The sequence below is a fragment of the Listeria weihenstephanensis genome (genome assembly GCF_003534205.1).
Lineage (GTDB): Bacteria > Bacillota > Bacilli > Lactobacillales > Listeriaceae > Listeria_A > Listeria_A weihenstephanensis.
In genome coordinates this window covers 275,432-300,397 of sequence record NZ_CP011102.1, presented here as the reverse complement: position 1 = coordinate 300,397, position 24,966 = coordinate 275,432, and the positions used below count along the sequence as shown (strand labels likewise).

Annotated in this window: 22 protein-coding genes; all 22 read right to left on the bottom strand. The window is 44.0% G+C overall.

From position 1 onward, the window contains the following. Window positions 1-10 precede the first annotated feature (10 nt). The 22 genes from UE46_RS01360 to UE46_RS01255 all read right to left on the bottom strand — a co-directional run bounded on the left by UE46_RS01360 (window position 11) and on the right by UE46_RS01255 (window position 24,895). Entirely contained in the window at window positions 11-775 is a 765-nt protein-coding gene (locus tag UE46_RS01360) for a type III pantothenate kinase (protein WP_036059821.1), read from the bottom strand. An 806-nt stretch (window positions 776-1,581) separates the two neighbouring features. Next, a complete protein-coding gene (gene ftsH / locus UE46_RS01355) occupies window positions 1,582-3,711 on the bottom strand; it encodes an ATP-dependent zinc metalloprotease FtsH (protein WP_036059823.1) in 2,130 nt (709 codons plus the stop codon). Window positions 3,712-4,045: 334 nt separating this feature from the next. Next, on the bottom strand, window positions 4,046-5,986 hold the full coding sequence (gene hpt, locus UE46_RS01350) for a hypoxanthine phosphoribosyltransferase (protein WP_036059826.1): 1,941 nt from the start codon (window positions 5,984-5,986) through the stop codon (window positions 4,046-4,048). 116 nt (window positions 5,987-6,102) lie between these two features. Continuing rightward, window positions 6,103-6,543 carry a S1 domain-containing RNA-binding protein gene (locus UE46_RS01345; RefSeq protein WP_036059829.1) on the bottom strand — a complete coding sequence of 147 codons (441 nt, stop codon included), beginning with the start codon at window positions 6,541-6,543 and terminating at the stop codon, window positions 6,103-6,105. 90 nt (window positions 6,544-6,633) lie between these two features. Continuing rightward, complete coding sequence (locus UE46_RS01340; RefSeq protein WP_051492840.1) at window positions 6,634-7,029, bottom strand: FtsB family cell division protein; 396 nt, start codon at window positions 7,027-7,029, stop codon at window positions 6,634-6,636. Window positions 7,030-7,378: 349 nt separating this feature from the next. After that, window positions 7,379-8,104, bottom strand: a complete 726-nt coding sequence (locus tag UE46_RS01335; protein ID WP_036059832.1) for a DUF2238 domain-containing protein — start codon at window positions 8,102-8,104, stop codon at window positions 7,379-7,381. An 80-nt stretch (window positions 8,105-8,184) separates the two neighbouring features. Next, window positions 8,185-8,835, bottom strand: coding sequence for a response regulator (locus UE46_RS01330; RefSeq protein WP_036059835.1), 651 nt, complete (start codon window positions 8,833-8,835; stop codon window positions 8,185-8,187). Then, a complete protein-coding gene (locus UE46_RS01325; protein WP_051492841.1) occupies window positions 8,828-9,856 on the bottom strand; it encodes a sensor histidine kinase in 1,029 nt (342 codons plus the stop codon). Before UE46_RS01325 ends, UE46_RS01330 begins: the two co-directional genes overlap by 8 nt. Before the next feature lie 6 nt (window positions 9,857-9,862). After that, window positions 9,863-10,306 carry a GAF domain-containing protein gene (locus UE46_RS01320; protein WP_036059837.1) on the bottom strand — a complete coding sequence of 148 codons (444 nt, stop codon included), beginning with the start codon at window positions 10,304-10,306 and terminating at the stop codon, window positions 9,863-9,865. 20 nt (window positions 10,307-10,326) lie between these two features. Next, window positions 10,327-11,358 (bottom strand): uroporphyrinogen-III C-methyltransferase, encoded by a 1,032-nt coding sequence (gene cobA, locus UE46_RS01315; RefSeq protein WP_051492842.1) that lies wholly within the window; start codon window positions 11,356-11,358, stop codon window positions 10,327-10,329. Then, window positions 11,355-11,666, bottom strand: a complete 312-nt coding sequence (gene nirD / locus UE46_RS01310; RefSeq protein ID WP_036059838.1) for a nitrite reductase small subunit NirD — start codon at window positions 11,664-11,666, stop codon at window positions 11,355-11,357. Before nirD ends, cobA begins: the two co-directional genes overlap by 4 nt. A gap of 6 nt (window positions 11,667-11,672) precedes the next feature. Next, window positions 11,673-14,072, bottom strand: coding sequence for a nitrite reductase large subunit NirB (gene nirB / locus UE46_RS01305; RefSeq protein ID WP_118907350.1), 2,400 nt, complete (start codon window positions 14,070-14,072; stop codon window positions 11,673-11,675). A 113-nt stretch (window positions 14,073-14,185) separates the two neighbouring features. Further along, complete coding sequence (locus UE46_RS01300) at window positions 14,186-14,626, bottom strand: precorrin-2 dehydrogenase/sirohydrochlorin ferrochelatase family protein (protein ID WP_036059839.1); 441 nt, start codon at window positions 14,624-14,626, stop codon at window positions 14,186-14,188. After that, complete coding sequence (locus tag UE46_RS01295; RefSeq protein WP_036059840.1) at window positions 14,623-15,321, bottom strand: sirohydrochlorin chelatase; 699 nt, start codon at window positions 15,319-15,321, stop codon at window positions 14,623-14,625. The genes UE46_RS01300 and UE46_RS01295 overlap by 4 nt, the downstream gene beginning before the upstream one ends. Window positions 15,322-15,389: 68 nt before the next feature. Further along, a complete protein-coding gene (locus UE46_RS01290; RefSeq protein ID WP_324604073.1) occupies window positions 15,390-15,653 on the bottom strand; it encodes an RNA-binding S4 domain-containing protein in 264 nt (87 codons plus the stop codon). Between the two features lie 77 nt (window positions 15,654-15,730). After that, window positions 15,731-17,302 carry a putative polysaccharide biosynthesis protein gene (locus UE46_RS01285; protein ID WP_036059842.1) on the bottom strand — a complete coding sequence of 524 codons (1,572 nt, stop codon included), beginning with the start codon at window positions 17,300-17,302 and terminating at the stop codon, window positions 15,731-15,733. A 39-nt stretch (window positions 17,303-17,341) separates the two neighbouring features. Beyond that, window positions 17,342-20,884, bottom strand: coding sequence for a transcription-repair coupling factor (gene mfd / locus UE46_RS01280; RefSeq protein ID WP_036059843.1), 3,543 nt, complete (start codon window positions 20,882-20,884; stop codon window positions 17,342-17,344). Window positions 20,885-20,953: 69 nt separating this feature from the next. Continuing rightward, window positions 20,954-21,508 carry an aminoacyl-tRNA hydrolase gene (gene pth / locus UE46_RS01275; RefSeq protein WP_036059844.1) on the bottom strand — a complete coding sequence of 185 codons (555 nt, stop codon included), beginning with the start codon at window positions 21,506-21,508 and terminating at the stop codon, window positions 20,954-20,956. 216 nt (window positions 21,509-21,724) lie between these two features. Further along, on the bottom strand, window positions 21,725-22,066 hold the full coding sequence (locus UE46_RS01270; RefSeq protein ID WP_036059845.1) for an arsenic metallochaperone ArsD family protein: 342 nt from the start codon (window positions 22,064-22,066) through the stop codon (window positions 21,725-21,727). Next, window positions 22,063-22,593 carry a hypothetical protein gene (locus tag UE46_RS01265; protein WP_036059846.1) on the bottom strand — a complete coding sequence of 177 codons (531 nt, stop codon included), beginning with the start codon at window positions 22,591-22,593 and terminating at the stop codon, window positions 22,063-22,065. The genes UE46_RS01270 and UE46_RS01265 overlap by 4 nt, the downstream gene beginning before the upstream one ends. Window positions 22,594-22,608: 15 nt before the next feature. Further along, window positions 22,609-23,379, bottom strand: coding sequence for a tyrosine-protein phosphatase (locus UE46_RS01260; protein ID WP_149024145.1), 771 nt, complete (start codon window positions 23,377-23,379; stop codon window positions 22,609-22,611). A gap of 13 nt (window positions 23,380-23,392) precedes the next feature. Beyond that, window positions 23,393-24,895 (bottom strand): phosphohexomutase domain-containing protein, encoded by a 1,503-nt coding sequence (locus tag UE46_RS01255; RefSeq protein WP_118907349.1) that lies wholly within the window; start codon window positions 24,893-24,895, stop codon window positions 23,393-23,395. Window positions 24,896-24,966 lie beyond the last annotated feature (71 nt).

Here is a 24,966-nt window from a genome sequence, read left to right as displayed (position 1 = left end):
CCTTTGTTGTTTATTGATTTCGTTCATATAAGATTCGCAACCCTTTTAACGTTAAAAATGGATCTACGATATCCGTTATTTCTGATTTACCGCTGATGAGCCTTGCGAGACCGCCTGTTGTTACGATCATCGGCTCATTATCCGTCTGTTCCTTCATCGCTTTGACAATACCTTCAAATTGGCCGATAAAGCCGTAATAAATACCTGCTTGCATTGATGCGACGGTACTTTTGCCAATGACTTTAGGGGCCTCTGTGATGTCAACACGCGGTAATTTAGCAGCGCGATTGTAGAGGGCTTCGGTTGAAATCATGATCCCAGGTGCAATTGCGCCACCGTGATAGCTTGATTTCTCATCGATATAGCAAAACGTAGTCGCCGTTCCAAAATCCACGATAATCGCAGGCACGCCGTATTCTTCAATAACAGCCACAGCGTTAACAATCCGATCCGCACCGACTTCGCGCGGGTTATCCACTTGCAGATTCAACCCAGTTTTAATGCCAGGCCCAACTACGAGAGGCGTAATTTCAAAATATTTAAAGCACATCGCTTCAAGAGAATGCATAATCGGCGGTACGACAGAAGAAATAATTATACCATCGATCGCCTTCACAGAAATACCACCATATTGAAAAAAGTCTAGAACCATCATACCTAGTTCATCAGATGTCCGGTGACGATCCGTAGTCATCCGCCAATGCTTCCGCAGTTCCTTACCTTCATAGACACCAATTGTGATGTTCGTATTCCCAACATCGATAACCAAAATCATACCCGTCACCATCCTTTTTTTGTGAATTTTCTAGAGTATCATAACACGGATTCAAGGAAAAGCCGAGTAATTTGTCTTATTTTGACCAATAGGACGAAAAGCTGAAGAAGCCCGTTAGACCCGAAAAAATTTGTTAGGGGCCGCAGTGAAAACCCGCTCTTGGTTTTTGCGGAGGGCACGAAAATTTCGAGGGTCTGGCTTCTGAAGCTGGATCTGGAAACGTGATAACAAGTAATAAACAAAGCGTTCCCGCAAATATGACAAAAAACATGAACGAACCGCCGACAACGAACAGAGTCTCCACACGCACTATTTATGATTCGTCATAAATATATTGAGAAGAATAGTGTACTTTCTCTAACGGACTATATCGATATCACCATTTAGAATTCCCAGCATCAAAAACCTGGGAGTTCCAATACTAATTCTTTAGGGCTTCCATATTTGGCGTTCATAAGACCCACTGGCGGTTTACATGCTCGCTTTACTCTCATGCATATTGAGGCTCTTCTTGGAATTGCGCTACTTTATTTGTGCTAACAGTTTTTCAGCGCTCGGTGTCAAAGAGCCACTGATGGATTACCTGTTCACTGCGTTCACATGCATATTGAGGCTCTCCTTGGAATTGCGCTACTTTGTTTGTGCTAACAGTTTTTCAGCGCTCGGTGTCAAAGAGCCACTGATGGATTACCTGTTCACTGCGTTCACATGCATATTGAGGCTCTAACTCAGCACACGACGCTTCGTAAGAGCCACAACAACAACAAACCAGCACACAACTCACATGTACTGGTCCAGTCTCTTACTTATTCACCTTTTTTATCATCGTTAGGTGTCTTCTCAGCGTCAGGAGCTTCTTCAGTCACAACCTCTTTTGGTTCTTCTGATTTCACTTCTTTCTCTGCTTTTTCTGCTTTTTCGTCTTTATCTGCGTAATCCCAAATCTTGTCTTCTTTGCGTTCTTCCGCTTCTTCAGCAAGTTCGCGTTTCTCTTCTTCAAAAGATTTTGGTTTAATTTCCTCTTTTTCTGAAGGGTACTCTGACATTTGTTCGTCAGCGTCCATTTCGGATGGTAAAACACCATCGTCATATAGTGAACGGATTTGGCGTGCATCTAACGTTTCTATCTCAAGCAACGTTTCAGCGATAAGCTTATGTTGCTCTCTGTGTTCTTCAATAATTGTTTTCGCACGATCATAACAGAAACGGATTAAGCTTTGAACTTCGGTATCAATTTCGTAGGCAATCTTATCGGAATAGTTTTTGCTATTTCCGAAATCGCGACCCATGAATACTTGATCTCCTCCGCCTGATGAGAATTGAAGTGGACCGATCTTGTCGCTCATACCCCATTCTGTTACCATACGGCGCGCGATTTGTGTCGCACGTTCGAAGTCATTACTTGCGCCTGTTGTTACTTCTCCAAATTCGATTTCTTCGGCTACACGTCCACCTAGTAGACCTGTGATACGGTCCATTAACTCGGCTTTCGTCATTAGGAAGCGATCTTCTTTTGGTAGCATAACGGCATAACCGCCTGCTTGTCCACGTGGAACAATCGTTACTTTGTGGACTACTTCGGCTTCATCAAGTACCATTCCGACGATTACGTGACCACTTTCATGATACGCAACGGTACGGCGTTCTTTTACAGAAATAACACGGTTTTTCTTGGCTGGGCCTGCGATAACGCGATCGCTTGCTTCGTCCAAATCTTTCATGTCAATTTGTTTTTTATCGGAACGCGCGGCAACAAGTGCTGCTTCGTTCAGTAAGTTTTCTAAATCGGCACCAGAGAATCCTGGCGTACGTTGGGCAATTGCTTTTAAATCAACACTCTTCGCAAGTGGTTTGTTACGAGCGTGGACTTGTAATACTGCTTCACGGCCTTTAACATCAGGACGATCAACCATGATTTGACGGTCAAAACGACCTGGACGTAGTAACGCTGGGTCAAGTACGTCGGCACGGTTAGTTGCAGCGATGATAATGATTCCTTCGTTACCGCCGAAACCATCCATTTCTACAAGTAATTGGTTCAATGTTTGCTCGCGTTCGTCATGTCCGCCGCCCATTCCTGCGCCACGTTGACGACCTACTGCATCAATTTCATCGATAAAGATAATACATGGAGCATTTTTCTTCGCATTTTCGAAAAGATCGCGGACACGGCTTGCACCGACACCAACGAACATCTCCACGAAGTCCGAACCACTGATTGAGAAGAACGGTACGCCTGCTTCACCGGCTACTGCACGGGCAAGTAATGTTTTACCTGTACCTGGAGGACCTACAAGCAGGACTCCTTTAGGAATACGTGCGCCAAGTTCGGCAAATTTGCGTGGATCTTTCAGGAAATCTACAACTTCCACTAATTCTTGTTTCTCTTCATCTGCGCCAGCTACGTCAGTGAAACGAACTTTATTCTTGTCGTCATTATAAAGTTTAGCTTTACTTTTACCAAAGTTCATAACTCGACCGCCACCGCCGCCACCTTGAGCTTGACTCATTAGGAAGAAGAACAGGATAAAGATAATAACGAAAGGAATGATAGAAGTGAAGAATGTAATCCAGCCACTATTTTGCTTGGCTGGGACGACAGTTGTTTTCACATCATTCTCATTAGCTAACGTATTCAATTGTGACATTAATTCATCATTGGCAATCGCATACGTCGTGAATTTCGTTGTTGATTGATCTTTCCCAACTTTGCTATCTGTTTTGACAGCTTTCTTGAGTTCTCCATCGATCACATAGACGCTACGATCTGGCTGAACAGAGTATGATTTGATATCACCGTCACCCATTTTCGTGATGAACTCATCATAGCTGATTTCTTTCGCAGTTTCACCGTTATTGTTAAACGTGGCTACGATTCCTATGATGACAAGGAAAATGATAACGTAAAATATGGCGTTTCTAAAAAAGCGATTCATTCCTTACCTCCTCCCACGTAAGAGCATGGATTAAGTTTTACAGTTGCTATAAATCAGGTTGATGTTGCTCTCCCTTTTTTCGCTGTAAAAGCAGATCCGGCTTATGTTTCTCCTACGAAGACTTTCTATTGAAAAGCATTGTTATTATTAATTCTCAAATAGGCATATTGAGCTAAAAACTAAGACTAATGATAGCATACCGATCTGCAATTTCCCAATGATTTGCATGGTGTTTGATTGGTTTTTTATTTGTAGGGGAATTTTAGCAAAGATAAGTTACCATCGTGCCTTGTATTCTATATGTTAACAAATTTAATTCATTTTGTGAACTAACTTAGTCTGCATATATTTCTGGTTTTAGAACACCGATGTATGGAAGGTTGCGATATTTTTCTGCGAAGTCAAGGCCATAGCCAACAACGAACTCATTTGGCACGACAAAACCGACATAATCCGCATCAATATTTACGTTGCGGCCTTCTGGTTTATCAAGCAAGGTTACTAGTTTTACCGATTTTGCTTTACGGTATTTTAGTAGATCTACTAAATAGCTAAGTGTGCGCCCGCTATCGATAATATCTTCTAAAATAATAACGTCGCGACCTTCAACGGAAGTGTTCAGATCCTTGATGATTTTTACTTCACCCGTCGAAACCATGCCGTTTCCGTAACTCGATACATCCATGAAATCCATTTCTAGATATGTATCTACTCGTTTTAGTAAGTCGGTCATGAAAGGCGTGGCACCTTTTAGAACACCGATGACTAGTGGGAAACGGCCGTCGTATTCTACCGTTAACTCCTTGCCTAGTTCAGCAATTTTCTCTTGGATTTCCTCTTCACTAATCAACACTTTCTGAATATCGTTATGCATACTTTTGTTTCCTCCTATATTACGATGATATCTTATTATATATTGTTTTGTTTCACGGCTAGGCTTTGTTTGATGTACAGACGCCTGAACGCCTGGTATCCATAAAATTTCACCTGAATAATCTGTGACTATCGGCCATGTATCTCGTTTATGTTTTGGAATTTTGGCATCGATAAAAATGGATTTAAGCTTGCGCGTCCCGCCAGTTGTCTTCATTCTGTCGCCGTTCATTCGACCCCTAATGATGAGAGGCAGCTCGATATTTTCCTGATTCACAATAATTCCGTCAAGCCCTGCTGTTTGAACAACGGAACTTTTCGTCTTAATACGAATCTGGGCACCATCGCTCAGCGTCACACGATCCCCATCGTACAACTGATGATAAAAATCCTGGACCTTCTTGCTAACTTCCTCATAGAAAAACTCCAACTGCTCATAGGAGCGCCGTACGATCAAGTTGTTTGGCAAGTGAATCATACCCGACGGATTTGACTCACGATTTAGATGTAAAATTTGATCGACGTGCCCGGCTGAAATCAAGGACATATTGTTTTTGTACAGATATTTTAATAGTAAATGAATTGTGCGGCGTTGTAAAGGTTGGGGCAATAACTTCCACTCTATCAATGAAAGTTTTACGTCTGTTTCGCTATATTGCGTCATTGTCGGTAATGCCTCTTCTGCCAGCTCATTCAAATACATAAAATCCTCTGACGTTTCTTCTGAAAAGCGCCTAAACTGCTCATCGACATGTGGGTTTTCTTGCTTCAAAAACGGCAAAAGCGCTTTGCGGTAGCGATTTCGTGTGTAGGTATCTTCCTGATTGGTTGCGTCCTCAAGGTAAGGAACTTCCTGCTCCTCGCATAGCGTCACGATTTCACTTTTGGTCAACGGCAGAAATGGACGAACCAGTACTCCGCTTGCAAAATCACGCTTCGGCTGCATGCCAAGCCAACCTAGGTCTGAACTCCCGCGAACGAGACGCATCAAAATGGTTTCCATCTGATCATCCGCGTGATGCGCGAGCACCAATTTTCGGCAGTGATGTTTGCGCATTAAGCCGCGAAAGAAAGTATAGCGATATTTGCGCGCCGTTTCTTCAATGCCCGCTTTTTCTTGCTCGGCTAATTTCCTGATATCAAACTGCGTCGTCTCAAAACGAATGCCATACGTTTGGCACACGTCTGCAACTAGCTGTTCCTCATCCACCGATTCTTTGCGTAAACCGTGATTCACATGCGCAACAACGATCTGTTCTTTTGGAATAATGGCTGTTTGGATTAGGAAATGAAGCAGTGCCATCGAGTCAGCACCACCAGAAACTGCAATAAGAACATGATCATTTGGCGCTATCAATTGATGCTTATTTATAAATGTCATTACTTTTTCGCGAGTGTTCATTCGTTTCTTAACCTCTTTCCCGCATAAAAATCAGGCAAAAAAAGGAGTTGTACCTAAGCCAAGTAAAACAGACTTTAGTTGACTTTGAACAGCTCCCTATAGATTATTATTTAATGTTAGCTACGTTTCGCGCCACGGCCGCCACGTTTGGATTCCGTTTGACGTTTTAATGTCGTTAAGCGGTCTTCGCTATCTTTTAAGAATTTAGACATTTTATCTTCAAAATTCTCTGGACGTACAGGTTCTGCAGCTTTTTTGTTATATTTCGGTTTGCGAGGTCCGCTGCTATAGCTTCTCTCTGGTCTTTCTGGACGTTCCGGTTGATCTACTGCTTTACGAATAGATAGACCAATTTTGCCGTCATCGCCGACATTCATGACCTTAACAGTAATCTCATCGCCTACTGTCAAAATATCATTAATATCCTTCACATAGTTATCTGCAACCTCACTAATGTGAACAAGACCTGTCTTGCCACCTTCTAATTCAACAAACGCCCCAAAATTAGTAATCCCAGTAATCTTCCCTTGTAACTTGTTGCCTACTTCAATCGACATAAAAAAATGCTTCCTCCTTAGATTTTCACTCTACCTTTAATTATAGCTAATATAAAAAGAGTGTCAATTACACGAAACTTTTTTCGCAAATTAATTGGACGACTCTTTCTTCTTATCGTTTTCGTCAGGAATATTGAAGATTATTTCCCCCTTTTCAGAAAGGAAATACTCACTCCTAGCCAGCTTTGCGATGTAGTCATCATCATGTAATTTGTTAATCGTGCTCTTTAGTTCTTTCTGATCTTGCGCTACTGCGAGTGATTTCTTGTTCAATTCTACCTTTTCTTTTTCTTTCGCATGTAGTAAGCTCACTTGTTGCGAGTAAGCATATACTAGTCCACCACTGATAACGACGATAACTGCAGCGAGCATTAATAACCTCCGAAATAGCGCGACTCTTCTGCGTGATCGTTGTTTTTTCATGATGGTTTCGTCTTGTACATAGCGATTATTCATCCTTGTAACATTACGTTGGTCTTTTCTCACACATCATCCCCCCTATTTCTTCATTATTAATTAGCCACCACACTTATTTTAGAATGCCTTTGTGATGCTTCTTGAAAAAAATTGGTTCTTGTTTAAAATGATAACAATATTTCAGGCTTTTGTCCATTGGTATCCGTTATTTTGACGATCTTTTTTACGCTTTTCTGTTCTATATAGTTGCGTGTTTGATTTTTTTATGATTTATTTGTTTTTTTGTGCCTTGGCAATTTGTGTTATTAGCATTGTCGTACCAGCAATCATGACTACTAAAATAGCGAATATGGCTTGTGAATTCCCCTCAAAAAAAGCTCGCAATGATACATCTACATATCACTACGAGCCTTTGTTATTATTTTTTCACGGTTTTGTGGACAGTCTTTTTGAATTCGAATTTCTCCATCCAACCTTTTTTACGTTTCAGGTTGAGGTAACCGATGACAGCAAATGTTAGCGCTCCGAGGAAATCGACGAATAGATCTTCCATCGTGTCGGATACTGCTGCTGTTCCGGCTAGTTTCGTACCGTCTTCAAGCATTGTTTTCTGCATGTTCATACCAAATAAGTTGTCCGCGGTGAACTCATAAAATTCCCACACAACGCCAAGGGTTACAGCGAAACATAAGGCAAAAAGCGCCACAAAAGCGGGACTTAAATTCATTGTTACGCGCTCGTCTTCGTTTAAGAACGACACGATCGAGAAACCGAGGGCTCCGAGCATTGCACCACTAAATGTGTGCAAAATCGTATCCCAATTCGGAATGAGATAGTAAAAACTGCGAACTTCTCCCAAATAGATCGCACAATATAGGAATATGATAAAAATCAAATACATATTTCCTGGGATCTCAAACTTGAATCTTCTACCAACGATCGCAGGCAAGAACATAGCGACTAGCCCAAGAACACACTGACTGACCATTAGCGCATAGTCACTGCGGGTTGGATCGCCTTCTGGTACACCGGTTGATGGTGTTGTAAATAAATTATAGATGGAAAAGACTAATGATATTAATAGTGAGGCAAATATAAAAATGGCGATAATCTCGGTCCACTTCCACTTTTTCGTTTTCTTCATAAGCATTACACTCCCTTTTTACGTTCATTTACCCATTATAGTTACTTTTCACTGAAAAAGGAAGTTTTAACCGTCACTATTTATAAATCAATTAGGTTCTTTTTGATGGCGTACTTGACGATCTCGGCGCGGGTGCTTAGATCCAGTTTGTTCATGATGTTTGATTTATGGGTTTCCACGGTTTTTACGGAGATGCAAAGCTTGTTTGCAATTTCTTTGTTGCCATACCCCAGCGCGATCAATGGAAGTACTTCTTGTTCGCGATTGGAAAGTTGGACGTAAGAGGTATTTATTTTTTCACCGTTATTTTGTTGTAAAAATTGCCGAACGAGTGCTGTTGTGACTTTTGGATAGATGTACATTTCGCCTTCTTGCAGGGTGCGGATGGCTTCTAGTAGTTCGTCGTCTTTGGCATTTTTTAAGATGTAGCCAGATGCGCCTAATTTTAATGCTCGGAATAAATATTCTTCATCGTCATGCATGGTTAAGATTAGAACTTTTGTGTCTGGGAAGTTATCTTTGATTCGCTTTGTCGTGACTAGGCCGTTCTCACCAGGTGGCATACTTAGGTCCATTAATACCACGTCTGGCGTGTGGCGCTCGGTTTCAAGGTATGCCTCTAAACCGTCTGCAGCATCGCCGACCACCGTCATGTCTTCTTGGGAATTAATAACGAACGCCAGCCCGCTCCGAACAACTGCGTGATCATCTACAACAAGTACTCTAATCATGTTGACTCGCCTCCAATGGTATTCTGACTAGTATTTTTGTGCCTTGGTCGGGTTCTGAACGTAATTCGAATTCGCCGTGCAATAAGTCTACACGTTCCTTCATGTTTAGCAATCCCAAGCCGCTTCCTTGTGCTGTAAAATGATCTGGTGAAAAGCCGATGCCTTGGTCGTTGATTTCTAGTACGATCGTCTGTTTTGTCTTGAAAAGGTAAACTTCTATTTCATCCACGTCAGCATATTTAGCGGCGTTCGTTAAGGCTTCTTGGGTTACGCGATATAGCATTGTTTCAACGCTTGCTGGAAAACGGGTTCCGTAAAGTTCGGAGACGAAGACAACATGGACGCCAAATAATTGCTCGTAGCGTTTAAAATAAGCTTTTAAGGCTGCAAAAATGCCGAGGTCATCCAAAGAAGATGGACGTAATTCTACCGCCATGTTTCGAATATCTTCGAGCGTCGTCGAGAGCATCGAGTCCATTTCCAAAATGCTCGTTTCGTAGTCTTCTTTTTTTGTCATGTATTTGATTTTGCGAAGTTCGATTAATGTGCTGTATAAGCCTTGCGCCAAGCCATCGTGAAGCTCGCGGGACAGGCGTTTACGTTCACTTTCTTGTGCATTGATTACATATTCCGTCATCGTTTTTTGCTTTAAAATTTGCTCCGTATGTTGCTGTTGGGTTAGATTTCTTAAAAGTAATAAACTGATATCGGCGTCTTCGTCAATGAGCGTATAACTAGCGCTGAATGGGATATTCACACCGCTATTCAAGTTCAGAAAAATTTGGAACGCGGAGTTATCGATCCGTTTACGCAAAGAACATCCGAGACATGTCTGCTCTTCGAAAATAGATGTATAGCCATTGCAGTACGTGCAAAAATCATCGAGATTCACGTTATATTCGCCCAACAATTGTTTAGCAGCTGGGTTGGATGCGATGATCTCACTTTTATTCCGTAGCAAAAAGATAGCATCGCTCATTTGATCGTAAACTTTCATCAATAATTCGGCAGACATTTCCATTTTGTATCATTCCTTTATGTTCTGTAGACTTTGTTGCATTTTATCAGCAGTGATTCGAAAAGCATCAATGGTTGTTTCTTTTATTTGCGTCACTTTACGATACCCGCCGAGCATAACACCTATGACCGAGCCGTCTGACATGATTGGCACGGCGATGATACTGGCCAGATTTTCGGTTAGCGCGATTGGATATTCTTGTAGTGGCGCGAGTCGATCGTTTTTCAGATCTTCGGCAATGATTGGCCGTGCGGTCCGCCAAACAATTCCAGCGATACCTTTTCCGACTTGGAGGACGATTTTCTGATAGCGATTATTACGATTCCCCGCCACGTATTTCCAGCGTATTTCTTTTTGTGCTTCTCCAGCTACAGCCGTTGCAATACCAACGAAATCAAGCCCCAACTGCAGTCGTATATCGATTAGTTCACTTGCTATATCTTGTTCTTTCATCAAATGTCATTCCTCCTTGGCTACACCTCTAGAATAACATGTGGATCGAAATTTCGGAATATGTGAAAAGTTTCATTTATGCCCAATCGTGCCAATTCTTCTTGCAAAATTGAAGCTGGGATATCGTCATGCAACATGATGCCATCCCATTTTTGCTCGGATAAGACACGCTTAGTAATGTCGTCGAACCGCGAATCTTGAGCGCTGAGTGCTGGGAGGGCGTAAATGTCCACGCCAAGTTCCGTGTATTCGCATAGTTGATCGAAGGTTAGGCCGGTTTTGGACGCTAACACGAAGCGTTTGCCGAACAATGGTGTTTGTTCAAACCAAGCAGGTCCTGTGCGTTCTGTGACAACGTTTCCGATGATGATCATGGCTGGATTGCTTAGTGTTGTTTTGGCTAGTTCGGCTTCGATGGTTGCGATGGTTCCGATTTGTACTTTTTGGCGGCCGAGTGTGCCCCATTCGATGATTGCAATCGGGAGCTTGGATAGGTCTGGTTGGCTTGTGATTTTTTCGCAGATGTGTGGGAGGTTTTCGATTCCCATGTAAAACGCGAGTGTGCCTCCTTGGGCTAGTGTTGTCATGTCCAGTTCGGTAAGCGCGTTATTTTTTTGATGCCCCGTTGCGAAGGTCACGTGCGCGTTGTGATCGCGATGTGTTAAGGGAATTCCTGCGTAAATGGACGCGGCTGAGCTCGATGTGATGCCTGGGATGACTTGATAGGTGAGCCCAGCATTTGATATCGCGGTCATTTCTTCGCCAACGCGTCCAAAGATAGCTGGATCGCCACCTTTAAGACGGACTACTTTTTTGCCTTGAGCGGCGTTCGCGATGATAGCTGCGTTGATCTGTTCTTGGCGCATGGTGTGATGGTGTGGAAGCTTGCCGCAGTATAGGAATTCAGCGTCTTTTTTGGCTAGATAGAGCAGTATCGGGTTGACGAGACGGTCGTAAATGATGATATCTGCGGTTTCCAGATGGCGCCGACCTTTGATCGTTAGGAGTCCTGGATCGCCTGGGCCTGCGCCGATGAGATACACATTTGTCATAGTGCTGTGACCAAGTAAATTTTGCCGTTTTCGATTACAGTTTCATACGTTTTGACGCAGCCTTCGTCGGGAGCTGCGACTACTCCTGTTTCTAGAGAGATTTTATAGTCGTGAAGTGGACAGAAAACGTTGGTTCCTGACACGGTGCCTTCTGCTAGTGGACCGTTTTTATGCGGGCAGCGGTTTTCGATCGCTTTTACGCTGTCGTCTGTTAGCCGGAATAGCGCTATCGTCGTGCCATCCATGATAATTTCGCGGCCGATGAGCGGTGTCAAATTTTCTAAGTCTGCTATATATTTTTTCTCCATTCCGGGTCACACTCTTTCTACGTGGTATAGTTTTTGTTTTTCTTCGTCTTCTAAAACTTGTTTCCATGGGTCGTCGCGGCCTGCAAGTGCTTCGGCGAGCGTGTCTTTTAATTTTGCTTGTTCGGTTGGGTCCAAAATGATTTCGCGGACGTGTTCCATGCCCATCCGTTCGAGCCATGGCGCGGTTCGTTCCATGTAGACGCCTGTTTCGCGGTAATATTGAACGAAGGCGCTACAAATGTCGAGTACTTCTTGTTCGGTTGCGACGGTGGTTAGGAGCTGTGCTTCTTTGACTTCTGTTCCGCCGTTTCCACCGATGTAGATTTGATAGCCGTTTTCGACGCAGATGATGCCGTAATCTTTCACGCCGGATTCGACGCAACTTCTTGGACAACCGGAAACGCCCATTTTAAATTTATGCGGTGTATCGACAAATTCGAATTGGCGTTCTAAGGCTTCGCCAAGTGCGAGTGCGTCTTGGGTTCCAAAACGGCAGAATTTCGAGCCGACGCAGGATTTAACGGTACGCAATGTTTTTCCGTATGCAAAACCGGAGCGCATGTCGAGTTCTTCCCAGATTTTCGGGAGGTCTTCTTTTTTGACGCCGTATAGGCCGATGCGTTGTCCGCCTGTTAATTTTAGCAGTGGAACGTTATATTTTTCGGCAACTTTGGCGATTTTGATGAGTTGTTGTGGGTCTGTTTGGCCTGCGTACATGCGCGGAATGACCGAATAGGTGCCGTCATTTTGGATGTTAGCATGTAGTCTTTCGTTGACGTAGCGGCTTTCTGGTTCGTCGGCGTGTGTTTGCGGCCAGATCATATTGAGATAGTAATTGAGTGCTGGGCGGCATTTCGAGCAGCCTTCTGGGTTGCGGAACGCTAGGACGTGACGGACTTCTTTTGCGGTTTGTAGTTGTTTCGCGCGGATTTGGATGATGAGTTGATCGCGCGTTAGGTCGGTACATCCGCAAATTCCTGCTGGTGCAGCGCTTACGAAGTCATCGCCAAGTGTGTGTTCAAGAATATCCCCGATAATTGGTTTACATTTCCCACAAGATCCGCCGGCTTTGGTGTGCGCAGTAACTTCGCCGATTGTGGTCAGACCTTTGTCAGTGATGGCGCGCGTGATATCGCCTTTTGTGACGCCATTACAGCCACATACGGATTCGTCGTCTGGCATTTCTGCGACGCTCACGTTTTCTGATTCGCCTGATTTATGGAGCAGTGAAACGAGCGTGAAGTCGGTTAGTTCTTCTTCTTTTTTGAGTAGATTATAAAGACGGTTGCCTTCTGTTGTATCACCGTAAAGCACGACGCCGACTAGTTTTTCATCGCGCATAAAGATTTTTTTATATTTGTTTTCGATGCTATTGAAAATGGTGACGCCTTTGATGTCTGCTGTTTCTTTGATATCGCCAGCTGAGAAAAGGTCGCAACCAGAAACTTTAAGTTGGGTGAACATTTTACTGCCACGGTAGCCTTTGTTTTCAATGCCGCAAAGATGATCGGCGAGTACTTTTCCTTGTTCGTAAAGTGGGGCTACAAGACCATACGCGATACCATTATGTTCCGCGCATTCTCCAACGGCAAAAATATCTGGATCGGCGGTGTTCAGGAAGTCGTCAACTACGATGCCGCGCCCTGTCGGTAGATTGGCATGTTGGGCTAGTTCAATTTCTGGTTTGATACCAATTGCCATGACTACGAGGTCCGTCTCGATTTGTGTGCCATCTTTAAATGCCAAACCTGTGACGCGCGATTTCCCAATGATTTTCGCGGTCGCTTTTTGCATGAGAAATTTCATGCCTTGTTTTTCTAGATCTGCTTTTAAAAGTTCACCTGCTTTGGCGTCGAGTTGGGTTTCCATCAGCCAGTCTGCGAGATGGATAACGGTGACATCCATACCTTGATCAAGAAGGCCACGTGCTGCTTCTAAGCCAAGTAGACCACCGCCAATGACGGTAGCTCGTTCATATTTTTTAGAGGTTTCTATCATTTTTTCAGTGTCGGCGATTGTTCGGAATCCGAGAACACCTTCTAAATCGGCGCCTGGAATTGGGAGGATAAATGCTCTTGATCCAGTCGCTAAAATAAGTTTATCGTAGCTAATATTTCGTTTTGTTGTGGTGACTGTATTTGTGTGGCGATCGATTAATATCGCTTTTTCGTCTGTATGTAGCGTGATGTTATTGGATGCGTACCATGTTTCGTCGTTCAGGATAATTTCGGATGGCGTCATTTTGTTCTGTAGAATATTAGATAGCATGATGCGATTGTAGTTTGGATGTGGCTCGTCGCCGATGATTGTAATGTCGTATTTTTCTGGGTCGCGGTCTAGTATTTCTTCGATCGTTCGTACGCCAGCCATTCCGTTGCCGATCATGAGTAGTTTTTGTTTGGGCATGTTTTTTCCTCCTGTTTTTTGTGAATTAATGCACAAATGATTGCGAATTTAGATGTCTTAATTATACAGGAGTTCGGTAAGATACCATATTAGGGAAAACACTGAAAAAGCGCTTAAAAATCAGCGCTCCGTTCGATTATTCTGCGGATTTCCTTGGATCTAGTTGGGTTACTGCCGTGTGTGGAAATCGCGATCAGATGGTCTTCTTTTTGGACGGTTGCCATGTTGAAAAAGTCGGATCTGGATTTATCTGTGCAATCGTTGACTAGTTGGTGTGGTAATGCGTCATGCGTGATCTGCGCGTTTACTTTTGGATCGTTTGTGCAGCAGAAAATGAGGAGCGCGTCTTTTATGTGCGATGCTTCGTAATTTCCAGTGATTCGCTGGACGGGCATTTGTTGTAGTTCTTCGGTAAACGTTGGTGCTATAACTGTTATCGTAGCGCCAGTTGGAAGCAAATTATGTGCTTTTTTGGTTGCGATTTTGCCGCCGCCGATGATCGCGACTTTTTTGTTTGTGAGTTGGAGGAGGACTGGATAGCCAACGTTTGTCATGGACTCACTTCCTCGATTTTGCGGAGGACTGCGTTTGCGAGCTCTGGATCTAGATTGAGACAGTCTGTTTCGCGCCACGCCTCGCTTACTTCGGTGATTCCTGCGCGGATTTTATCGACGAGCTGGCCCTTGAAAAGGAAATATGGCATCCAGTAAATGTTTTGGTTTGTAGCGGCCAGTTCCGTGGCGACTTGTTTGTAATTCGGCTCGCCGTGAAGCATGCCTAGCGAAACATTATTGCCGAGTTGCGCGACAACCGATTCCATCTGCTTTCGTGGTTCAGCGTAGGAGGCACTTCCATGAGCGATAACGAGGATTTTCGCGTCTGGGCCTGGATCGGCGGCGCGGATTCGTGATGCTGCGACGGCGATTGTTTCTGGTTCAGCACCAAATGTGTCGGCGATTCGGAAAGCCACGTCTGGATGCTTTGCGCGCAGATTTGCAACGTGTTCTGGAATGTCTTTTGTAGCGTGCATCGCTGGGAATAGGAGCATTGGCACGACTGTAATCTCCGTTGCTCCTGCTCTGATCATCGCTCCCCCAACGAGCACCATGGTTTCGTCTTCTTTTTCTAGAAAAGCGATTTTTTGGCATGATTCTAGTCTTTTCTGCATGATTTTTTCTACAAAAACTCGGAATTCGCGGTTTTTTTCGGGTAGGCGGCTTCCGTGAGCAACGTACATGATGGCTTTCATTGGTTTTCCTCCTCAAAATGTGAAAAAAGAGCTTGAAACCATCGTGCGTCTCAAACTCGATTCCCTATTTATTCTTCGTCTTTGCGTTCTTCTTTTAAAATCGTGTACATTTCTGTCGCGACTTCTTTGCGTGCGTTTTCTTCTAAGCGATCAATTTGAGCAGTGACTGTTTTTTGTCCAAATTTGATGACAAGTTCGTCGCCTGCTTTGACGTTCGTTCCTGGTTTTGCAACGGTGCCATTAACGGAAATGCGGCCTTTTTCGGCAACTTCTTTCGCTACGGTACGCCGTTTAATTAATCGTGATACTTTTAAAAACTTATCTAAACGCATTGAATCTGCCATAAGTGCATCCATCCTTTGTCAGTGAAATTTATCTTTATCTTCGCATGATTGGTAAGGAATTGCAACTATCTTTTATGAATTTTGTTGGCGAGCCATAGCAGTTTCGAGCCAAATGGCATGAATACTAGATCGCGTGTTGTGAGTAACTTGAATTTGATGAGGCAATAGAAAAAGATGACGCCTCCGATGAGCGCTCCGAGTAAGGCTTGGATTGCGCTGCCGATGCGGCTTGTGAATGGCCAGAATGCTTCCCAGAAAACGGGGAGGACGATCATCGCTGCAAAAGCTAGTAATGCCCAGCCGATCATGTTTTTACGGATGAACGGGATTGGGAGTTGGCGCTTTAGCAGTATGTAGCAGATGATAAGTGTCGCGCCGAGCCCAATGACGGTTGACCATGATGCGCCGTATGTGGCAAATCGCGGAACGAGCATGGCGTTTGTTGCGAGTTTGACGGCAAGTCCGACGCAAACGGCGACGGCGGGCCCGGCCATATTTCCGAATCCTTGCAAAATGCTACTCATGGTGACGATTAGCGAGCTTAGAAACAGCGATAAAATGAATACTTGTAAAACGCCAGTTCCAGAGGCTGTTTCAAAGAGCATCTGATTTGTCGGACGCATAATCGCGATTAGGCCGAGTGTGGCGGCACCTGAAAGCAGGATTGTTAGCTTGATGATTAAGAGTACGGAACGGCGTAATTCTTTCGTTTCGCCACGCGCTTTTGCCGCTGTGATCATTGGTACGATTGCTAATGCGAGCCCCATACATAATACTAAACCTAGTTGTAGCAACGGCTGACCGCGATCGTAAATTCCTTTTAGTGACTTCGCTGTTGCTGCGTCGATTCCAGATGAACGCATAAGACGGTAAACTTGGAAGGAATCGAGGAGCTGAAATAAGATTAACATCGCACTAGTCGTACAAACCGCGATACTCTGTGCCAGAAATTGCTTCACAAACGCAGGACTGGCCCATTTTTTAGTAAACTTAATTTTCTCAGGTTTGTTACGTACGTAGAAATATAGCAAAGTTCCGAACGCGCCTAAGCCACCAACCACTGCTCCGCTCATCGCTACGGCACCAGTCATGTAGAGGTTCCATCCAAGTGCTACGGCTCCTGTCGCGCCACCGATAATAATAACAACGCGCACGAGCTGCTCAATTGTCTGGGATATCGCGGTTGGCATCATTTGTTCATGCCCTTGGAAAAAGCCGCGTAAACTTGCTAAAAACGGCATGAGTAGAAAGGCAAAGCTAATGACGCGAATCAATACGCTCAGATGAACGTCTCCCATGACGCGGGCAATAAACTCGGCACCGAAGAAAATCGCGATAAAAAACACGAGTCCAACACCAATCATAACTTGTAACGCTGATTGAAAAATTGTTTCTCGTTTTTCGGGATCATTTTCTTCCGCTATCATCCGCGAGACAATAATCGGAAACCCAGCAAGCGCCAGCGTCATCGCAATCCCATAAATCGGATACACTTGTTGAAAAATATAAAAACCGATATCCCCAACCATGTTCTGGAAAGGGATTCGGTAAACAGCGCTTAGTATTTTAGAAAGCAGTGACGCAAGTGTTAACCAAACAGCGCCCTTCATTAAGTTCTGCATTGTTTTTTGAGCCATTTGTACGTCACCGCCTCTATCAATAAATTTCGTATCACATTACTCTGTTTTTAATTCTGCTATTTCTTTTTTCGCTTCCGACAGTTTATCCGTCAACGTTTTTAGCTCGAATAGCCATTCTTGAAGTGGTTTCGCGCCCACATTAACCGTGATTCTCAGCTGCTGACCGTCCATACCCACGCCAATCTGACGACCATATTCACCGATGACTTGCATCACCATATCACCGCGCATATTTTGCGTGCCCTCTTCTGAGAATTGAATCGTAACTTTCGTCGCCTCTTGCTTGATCGACTCAATCCCAACCCGCATCGCATATACTTTCAGCTCGGTAATCGTGAATAGATATTCGACTTGCTCGGGATATTCGCCGAAGCGATCCGTCATATCTGAACGCAATTCTTCTAGATCCTCCATATCAAGAACCGTTCGGAAACGCTTGTACATCTCAATTTTTTGGCGACCATCTTGAATATAATGCTCTGGAATATAGGCATCCACCGTAATATCGATTTCAACAGGAACAATTTTCTCATGTTCATCCTTAGGTTGACGCGCTGCAATAGCTTCTTGCAACATTTGCGAGTATAAATCAAAACCAACCGAGTCAATAAAGCCATGCTGTTGAGATCCTAAAATGTTACCTGCTCCACGAATCGACAAATCGCGCATCGCAATTTTGAATCCGGAACCAAGCTCCGTAAATTCTTTAATGGCCTGCAACCTTTTCTCAGCCTCTTCCCGCAAAATTTTATCCTTCTGGTACATGAAATACGCATAGGCAATCCGGTTCCAACGACCGACACGACCACGTAATTGATACAGTTGGGAAAGTCCCATATGATCTGCGTTTTGAACAAATAATGTATTTACATTCGGGATATCCACACCCGTTTCGATGATCGTCGTTGTGACCAATACATCATATTCGCCCTCAAGGAAACTCAAAATGACAGACTCAAGCTCCGTTTCCGACATCTGACCATGCGCTACAGCAACACGTGCATCGGGAACCAACATCTTGATCTCATCTGCTTTTTGAAGAATCGAATCCACACGATTATGCAGGAAGAAAACTTGACCGTCACGCGCGAGCTCTCGTTCAATCGCCTCACGTATCAGCACATTATTCTGCTCCACAACGTATGTCTGAACTGGGAATCTGTTGGCCGGCGGTGTCTCAATAACAGACAAATCACGAACACCGAGCATCGACATGTGTAGCGTCCGCGGAATTGGCGTCGCAGTAAGCGTCAACACATCTACTTTCGTCTTTATATGCTTGATTTTTTCCTTATGCGTCACGCCGAATCGCTGTTCTTCATCAATAACTAGGAACCCTAAATCATGATATTCCACGTCTTTTGAAAGCAGGCGATGCGTTCCAACTACTATATCCACGTGTCCAGACTTCAAACCTTTTAGCGTCTCATTTTGTTGTTTGCGCGTTCGGAATCGGCTTAGCAACCCAACCTCGATGGGGAAACCTTGGAATCGTTCTTTCATTGTTTCATAATGTTGCTGCGCCAGAATCGTTGTCGGCACTAAGAATGCCACTTGCTTCCCGTCCATCATCGCCTTAAACGCCGCACGTAGCGCGACTTCCGTTTTCCCGTAACCAACGTCCCCGACAAGCAAGCGATCCATCGGCCGTTCGCGTTCCATATCTTTCTTAATTTCCATGATCGAACGCAGCTGATCCTCCGTCGCTTGATATGGAAAAGCATCCTCAAATTCACGCATCATTTCGCCGTCAGGACTATAGCCATAACCGCGCTCCGCCTCACGTTCCGCGTACAACTTAATCAAATCATCCGCAATATCTTGCACAGAAGCCTGAACCCGCGTTTTCACACGTTTCCACTCCGCGCCACCAAGCTTATTCAACTTCGGCGCCTTACCTTCCGAACCAACATATTTTTGCACGAGCTCCAGCTGCTCTACAGGGATAAATAATTTGTCCTCACCTTGATACATAAGCAGCAAATAATCTTTATGCACGCCTTTAATATCGAGCGTCTCCATCCCTACATAGCGCGCAATCCCGTGATTCACGTGAACGACATAATCGCCAACCTTCAGCTCCGAATAACTCTGAATACGCTCCGCATTCGACAACTTTTGGCGTTTCTTCGGCTTCTGCTGTTTCTTATTAAAAAGCTCTGTCTCACTGATAAAAACAACTTTTGCAAGCGGTAATTCGAATCCATTCTGAAGACTTCCCAACACAAATTGCGTCTGGCCAAACTTCGGAACCTCTGACTCATCTTTTAAAATAACGCTTTCCATCTCGTAATCTTCAAGTGTTTGCTTCATTTTCTTCGCACGTTCCATCGACGGCGCCAAAATTACGACTGCATAGTTATTTTTCGCCCAGCTATCCATCTCTGTCTTCAAAACACTCATCTGACCATGGAATTGTTGCATTTGTTTATAAACAATATTCGTCATCTTCGCAATCCGCACACTGTTCGGCGTTTTTTGGAATAACGATAAATAAACACGCGACAACCGATCCGTCTCCAAAAGCGCTCGGAAATTATGACTCATCTTCGTATCACGAACCGTCTCCAAACGTTCTAGCGTCTCCGTTTGCCACTCTGCTTCTTCTTTTTCTAGTCGCTCATCCGTTTCTTGAATCCGCGCAAACTCATCAAATAACAAAATCGAATTTTGCGGGACATAATCAAGCAATGAGGCTGGATCAGGATAGCATAATCCGATGTACTTGAAAAACATGTCTGGTTTTTGCCCGTCACGAAGCAATTCCAAATCCTCTTCCAAGTTCTCCACGAGTTGTTGTTTTTCCTTCTCGCCCGCCATCTGCTTCAGCGTCGCCGCCAATTTCTTCTCCACCCGCTTCACCAAATCAGGGAAAAATGCCGGTTCCAGCAAAATCTCCGTCGCAGGAACCAATCTAAACTCTTCCACCGACTGGATCGAACGCTGCGAATCCACATCAAAAAAGCGTAACGATTCCACTTCCGTATCAAATAATTCCATCCGAATCGGGTGTTCCTCCGTAATCGGATAAATATCGATGATCCCACCACGCACACTGAATTCACCGGGCGTATTAACCATGTCACTTCTCGAATATCCCATCGTTACAAGCTGGCTCTGCAACGCTTCTGGATCAATTTCCGAGCCTTGAACAAGCGAAATATTATACTTTTCCCAAATCGAAACCGGCGGCAAAATTTTGCGCATCCCAGACACTGGCACAATCACGATTCCCGGTTTTCTAGACAGCAAAAATTGTAGTACCTCCACACGTTGCCCCCGAAGTTCTGGGCTTGAGATACTAAGTTCCGACGAAATCAACTCATCGGCTGGATATAAGTAAAGACGATCCGCGTCAACAAGTGTCGATAAATCATCATATAATTTCTGAGCATGATATAAATTATGTGTCACAAAAATAACTGGCCGCTGCGTCCCGCCCTCAATAACACTGGCAAATAACGCTCGACTCGAACCCGAAAGCCCCGTTACTAATTGTGATTTCCCCTTCTCTTCTAATTCCTTAATAACGCCACGAATATCTTTTTGTTCATAGACAAGCTGTTGCAATCCTTTCACACTAAAAGGCCTCCTTTTTTCTGAATTTTCCATCTAAATTACACGCCGAAAAAGTCCGGCGATTATCTCCTAATTAAATTGGTTCATAACCTCAGTAAAACTCTTATTTGACCAAGCTTCGACGGCATCCGCACTCTTCTGAATTGCCTCGATAATATCTGCCTGTTCCGATTTCGGAAAATCGCCGAGCACATAATTAATAATATCCCCGTTCACAGGACGATCCACGCCTACACGAATCCGATTAAATTCCTGCGTTTTCAGGTGTTGAATCAATGACTTCATCCCATTATGCCCACCAGCGCTGCCTTTTTGTCTCAATCTAATTTTCCCAGTTGGCAAGTCCAGATCATCATAAACAATCAGCACATCCTCCACAGGAATATCGTAGTAATCCATCAACGGACGCACACATTCCCCCGAAAGATTCATAAAAGTTAACGGTTTCACGAGCAACATTTTCTCACCATTCACAACAATACTACTCGTCATGCCATTAAATTTCGACTTCTTCCAAGGCGTTTGGTATCTAAAACTAAGCTCATCAACGACCATAAAACCGACATTGTGCCTAGTGCGATCATATTTTTTACCCGGATTTCCGAGTCCAACAATCATTTTCATAACGTCTCTCCTCAACCAATTAAACCACTTCACTAATGAAATGGTTGTTTACGACTATGCGTTTCGTTTGATTATACCATGATTTGACGTTGTAAGAAAGTGATGTCTGCTGTTAAAAAAGACAATTTTTAGAGAATCGTATAAAAAATGATCGGAAAATTTGGCAGATATACAAAAAGCTCCCTTTCACACTAGGAGCTCTAAGATTTCTTTCTATCAACCATCAGAATACTGTATAAATATCCCCATGTCGAATATTTCTGCGCATTCATCCACACTCAAAAGTTTCTTCGACTTAATGATCTCTCCGTCTTTGAGCGTAATAGGTAAAGCCTTCGTACCGTCCTTCTTCAATAAGCCTATGACCGCCTCATTTTCGAGGAATGGTTCTAGCGAGTCTTCTAAATAAAACACGTCCAAAACGATTTGTTCCTCCATTACGAAATGGTAACTCTCTAGAAATTCCTTATCAAAAAGGGAGTGGAAGATCTCTAGCTCTATTTCATCCGACTGCTTTAAACTTTCCCGCGAATCCAAAAGAAAAGTAAACTCTATCATTCTACCGCCATTGAAGCCATCTCCACTTCCCACTCCTTCAAATTCTTAACCCGAGGAACCAATTCAACCGCTTGATTCAATTGCTTCACCGAGACCTCATCCGTTTCAAAAATTCCATAAGTCGCATGTTCACCATTTGGCGCAACGTAAAACATTTGAATTTCAGCTTTCCCCAGCATTTCAATATCCGCTAAATGCAACTCCGTATTCATAAAAGCAAGCGAACTCTTATCTCCAAAATCCGCAAATAATATCGGCAACTTCACCGCTCTCAATTGCGCCTTCAAGCTTTCCTGATCTGCGTCATTGATATAATCTTTCGTAACCAAAATCGCATCAAAATTTCTAGAAGACAGGCCATTCTCCTCAATTCTATGCATCTCAAAAAGCTTTGGATCCAGCGCATACGAACCAAGAACGCCAATATTTAGTTTTGTCGTTTCATCATCCGCTTTTGTCCTATCAGAAAAAAGAACTAAGCACCCCACAAAAATAATACCTACAACAGCGGTAATCCATTTTTTCATATGACATTCTCCCTCTTAAAACAAGAAAAATCGTTTTTGCGATGGCATCGAGTAATCTTCCGCTACAATCAAATCATTTTTAAGTACATTGGCGCCATTTCCTTTTAAGTATTCCACATATTCCGAGCCAATCTTCCTCACCAATCGCTCCTCAATTCCCTGATGCAACAACGGCCGCCTAACCGTATCATGCGCATCCGTTGCCAAAAAATGAACCAGCTGATTTTCAAGCAGTATCTCACTCGATTTTTTCGATTTTTTCCCGAACTTGCCGTCCAAACTCCCCCATGTCAACTGCGCCAAAGCACCGTGCGACACAAAATCATACAAACGCTCAGGATTATCCATAATCTCAAAATTTCGCTCAGGATGGGCAATCACCGGCACATATCCAGCCATCTGCAAATCATAAAATAATTGCTCCGTAAAAACAGGAATGCTCTGCGTTGGAAACTCAATCAGCACGTAACGACTCCCCGCAAGCGAGGCTAAATCGCCATTTTTCAAACCTTCAATAATTTCGCCGTGCAGTCTCACTTCCTGCCCAACATGCACCGTCAGCTCCATACCATTGTCTTTAATGGCTTCATTCAACTCCGCCACATGCTCCGCCACAGAAGGGCGTAGATTAAAATAATCACCTTTCAAATGATGCGGTGTTGCAATGATATCCGTGAAACCCTCTGCTATTGCTTGTTGTGCCATGGCAAGACTGCCCGTTTCTGTTTTCGGTCCGTCATCCAACTGATTCAAGATGTGGCAATGTATATCGATCATACGTCTCATTCCTTCTATTAGGTTATTTTTGTAGGCTCGAACTGTCGATTTCCGCGTATTGCCCGAAGAAATCTTGCAACATCACCTTCATTTTTTCCACTCCGCCCACGTCATCACTCTCTAAGTTTACTGGCATTACCGGCTCATGTAAACTCATACGTAACAAGAACCAGCCATTTCCCAGCGCGCCACTCGTGTTCACCCTTACGCCTTCCTTGTTTACAGGCTCCAATTCCAAATCGTCCGTTTTAGCAACAAACGCCTTAAAATCTTCTAAAACTTCCAGCCCATACCCCTTAAAATTGCTTGCCAAAATCGATAAACGGACCTCATCATTATCCGCAGGAACCTTCAAATCTCGCGTCAAATCCGCCAAATCTTTCCCGTCTTTACGCAGTTTCGCATAACGCATCAGGATTTTCGCGATTAAATAAGCGCCATCATCCAAGAAATAGTTCTCCTTCAAAGCCGCATGACCACTAACCTCGATCGCAATCTCACTAGGTGTTCCCGCTTCATTCAAGCGAATCGCCTCATTAATCACGTTTCGATAACCACGCTTAAATCGGTGCTGTTTTCCGCCAAGCCCTTCGATGAATTTTTCCAGATGCGTCGAAGTTGTTGAGTCCGTCACGATCGTCGTTCCTGGATATTCCTCCAAAACAATCGCCGAAATCACTGCAATCAGCGGATTTCGATTCAGACTCTCCCCGTCACGATCTACAATCGCAGCCCGATCCACATCCGTATCAAAAATAACACCCAAATCAGCCTTATTTGACATCACAGCGCCCCGCAAACTTGCCATTGCTTCATTGTTATCCGGATTCGGAATATGATTCGGAAATCTGCCATCAGGATCCAAGAACTGGCTTCCCGTAATGTCCGCGCCCAACTTCGCCAAAACTTCCGTCGCAAAAAATCCACCCGCGCCATTTCCCGCGTCCACAACAATATGACTCCCAGCAAGCGGTTTCTCAAAATCCGCCCGATCATCAATTCCATTTCGAATTTTGCTAACTAAATCTGCCGCATACACTTCCAATAACGGCTTATTTATGACCTTCCCAGTCGCACTCGCAACGTGAACCTTATCCACATTTGCCATTATAAAATCAATATCCTCGTGCTCCGCGCCACCATCACGCGTGAACAATTTCAATCCATTGTAGAAATAAGGAAGATGGCTCGCCGTAATCATAATCGCCGCATCACATTGGTAATCCTCATATTGCGTCGCCATAAACATCGCCGGCGTCGTTGCCAAACCAACATCAACAACATCGATCCCAGCTTCCGTCAAACCCGCCGTAAGCGCCGTCTTAATACGCGTCGCAGACAACCTGCTATCATGTCCAATCGCCACACTCGCATGCTCTTTCGCGCCCTTCACATCACGCAACCAAGCCGCGAAACCAATCGCAATTTTGCCAACCCGTTCATCCGTCAAGGTCACTTCCTGTTTATCCGTTTCAATCGCGATTCCTCTAATATCCGAGCCATTCTGCAAATCCTTCAAAGCCATAATCCCATTCCTCCAATTTCTATGTATATTCTTTCGTTCATTGTACCAAAAAACAAGCCCGATAGCGACGC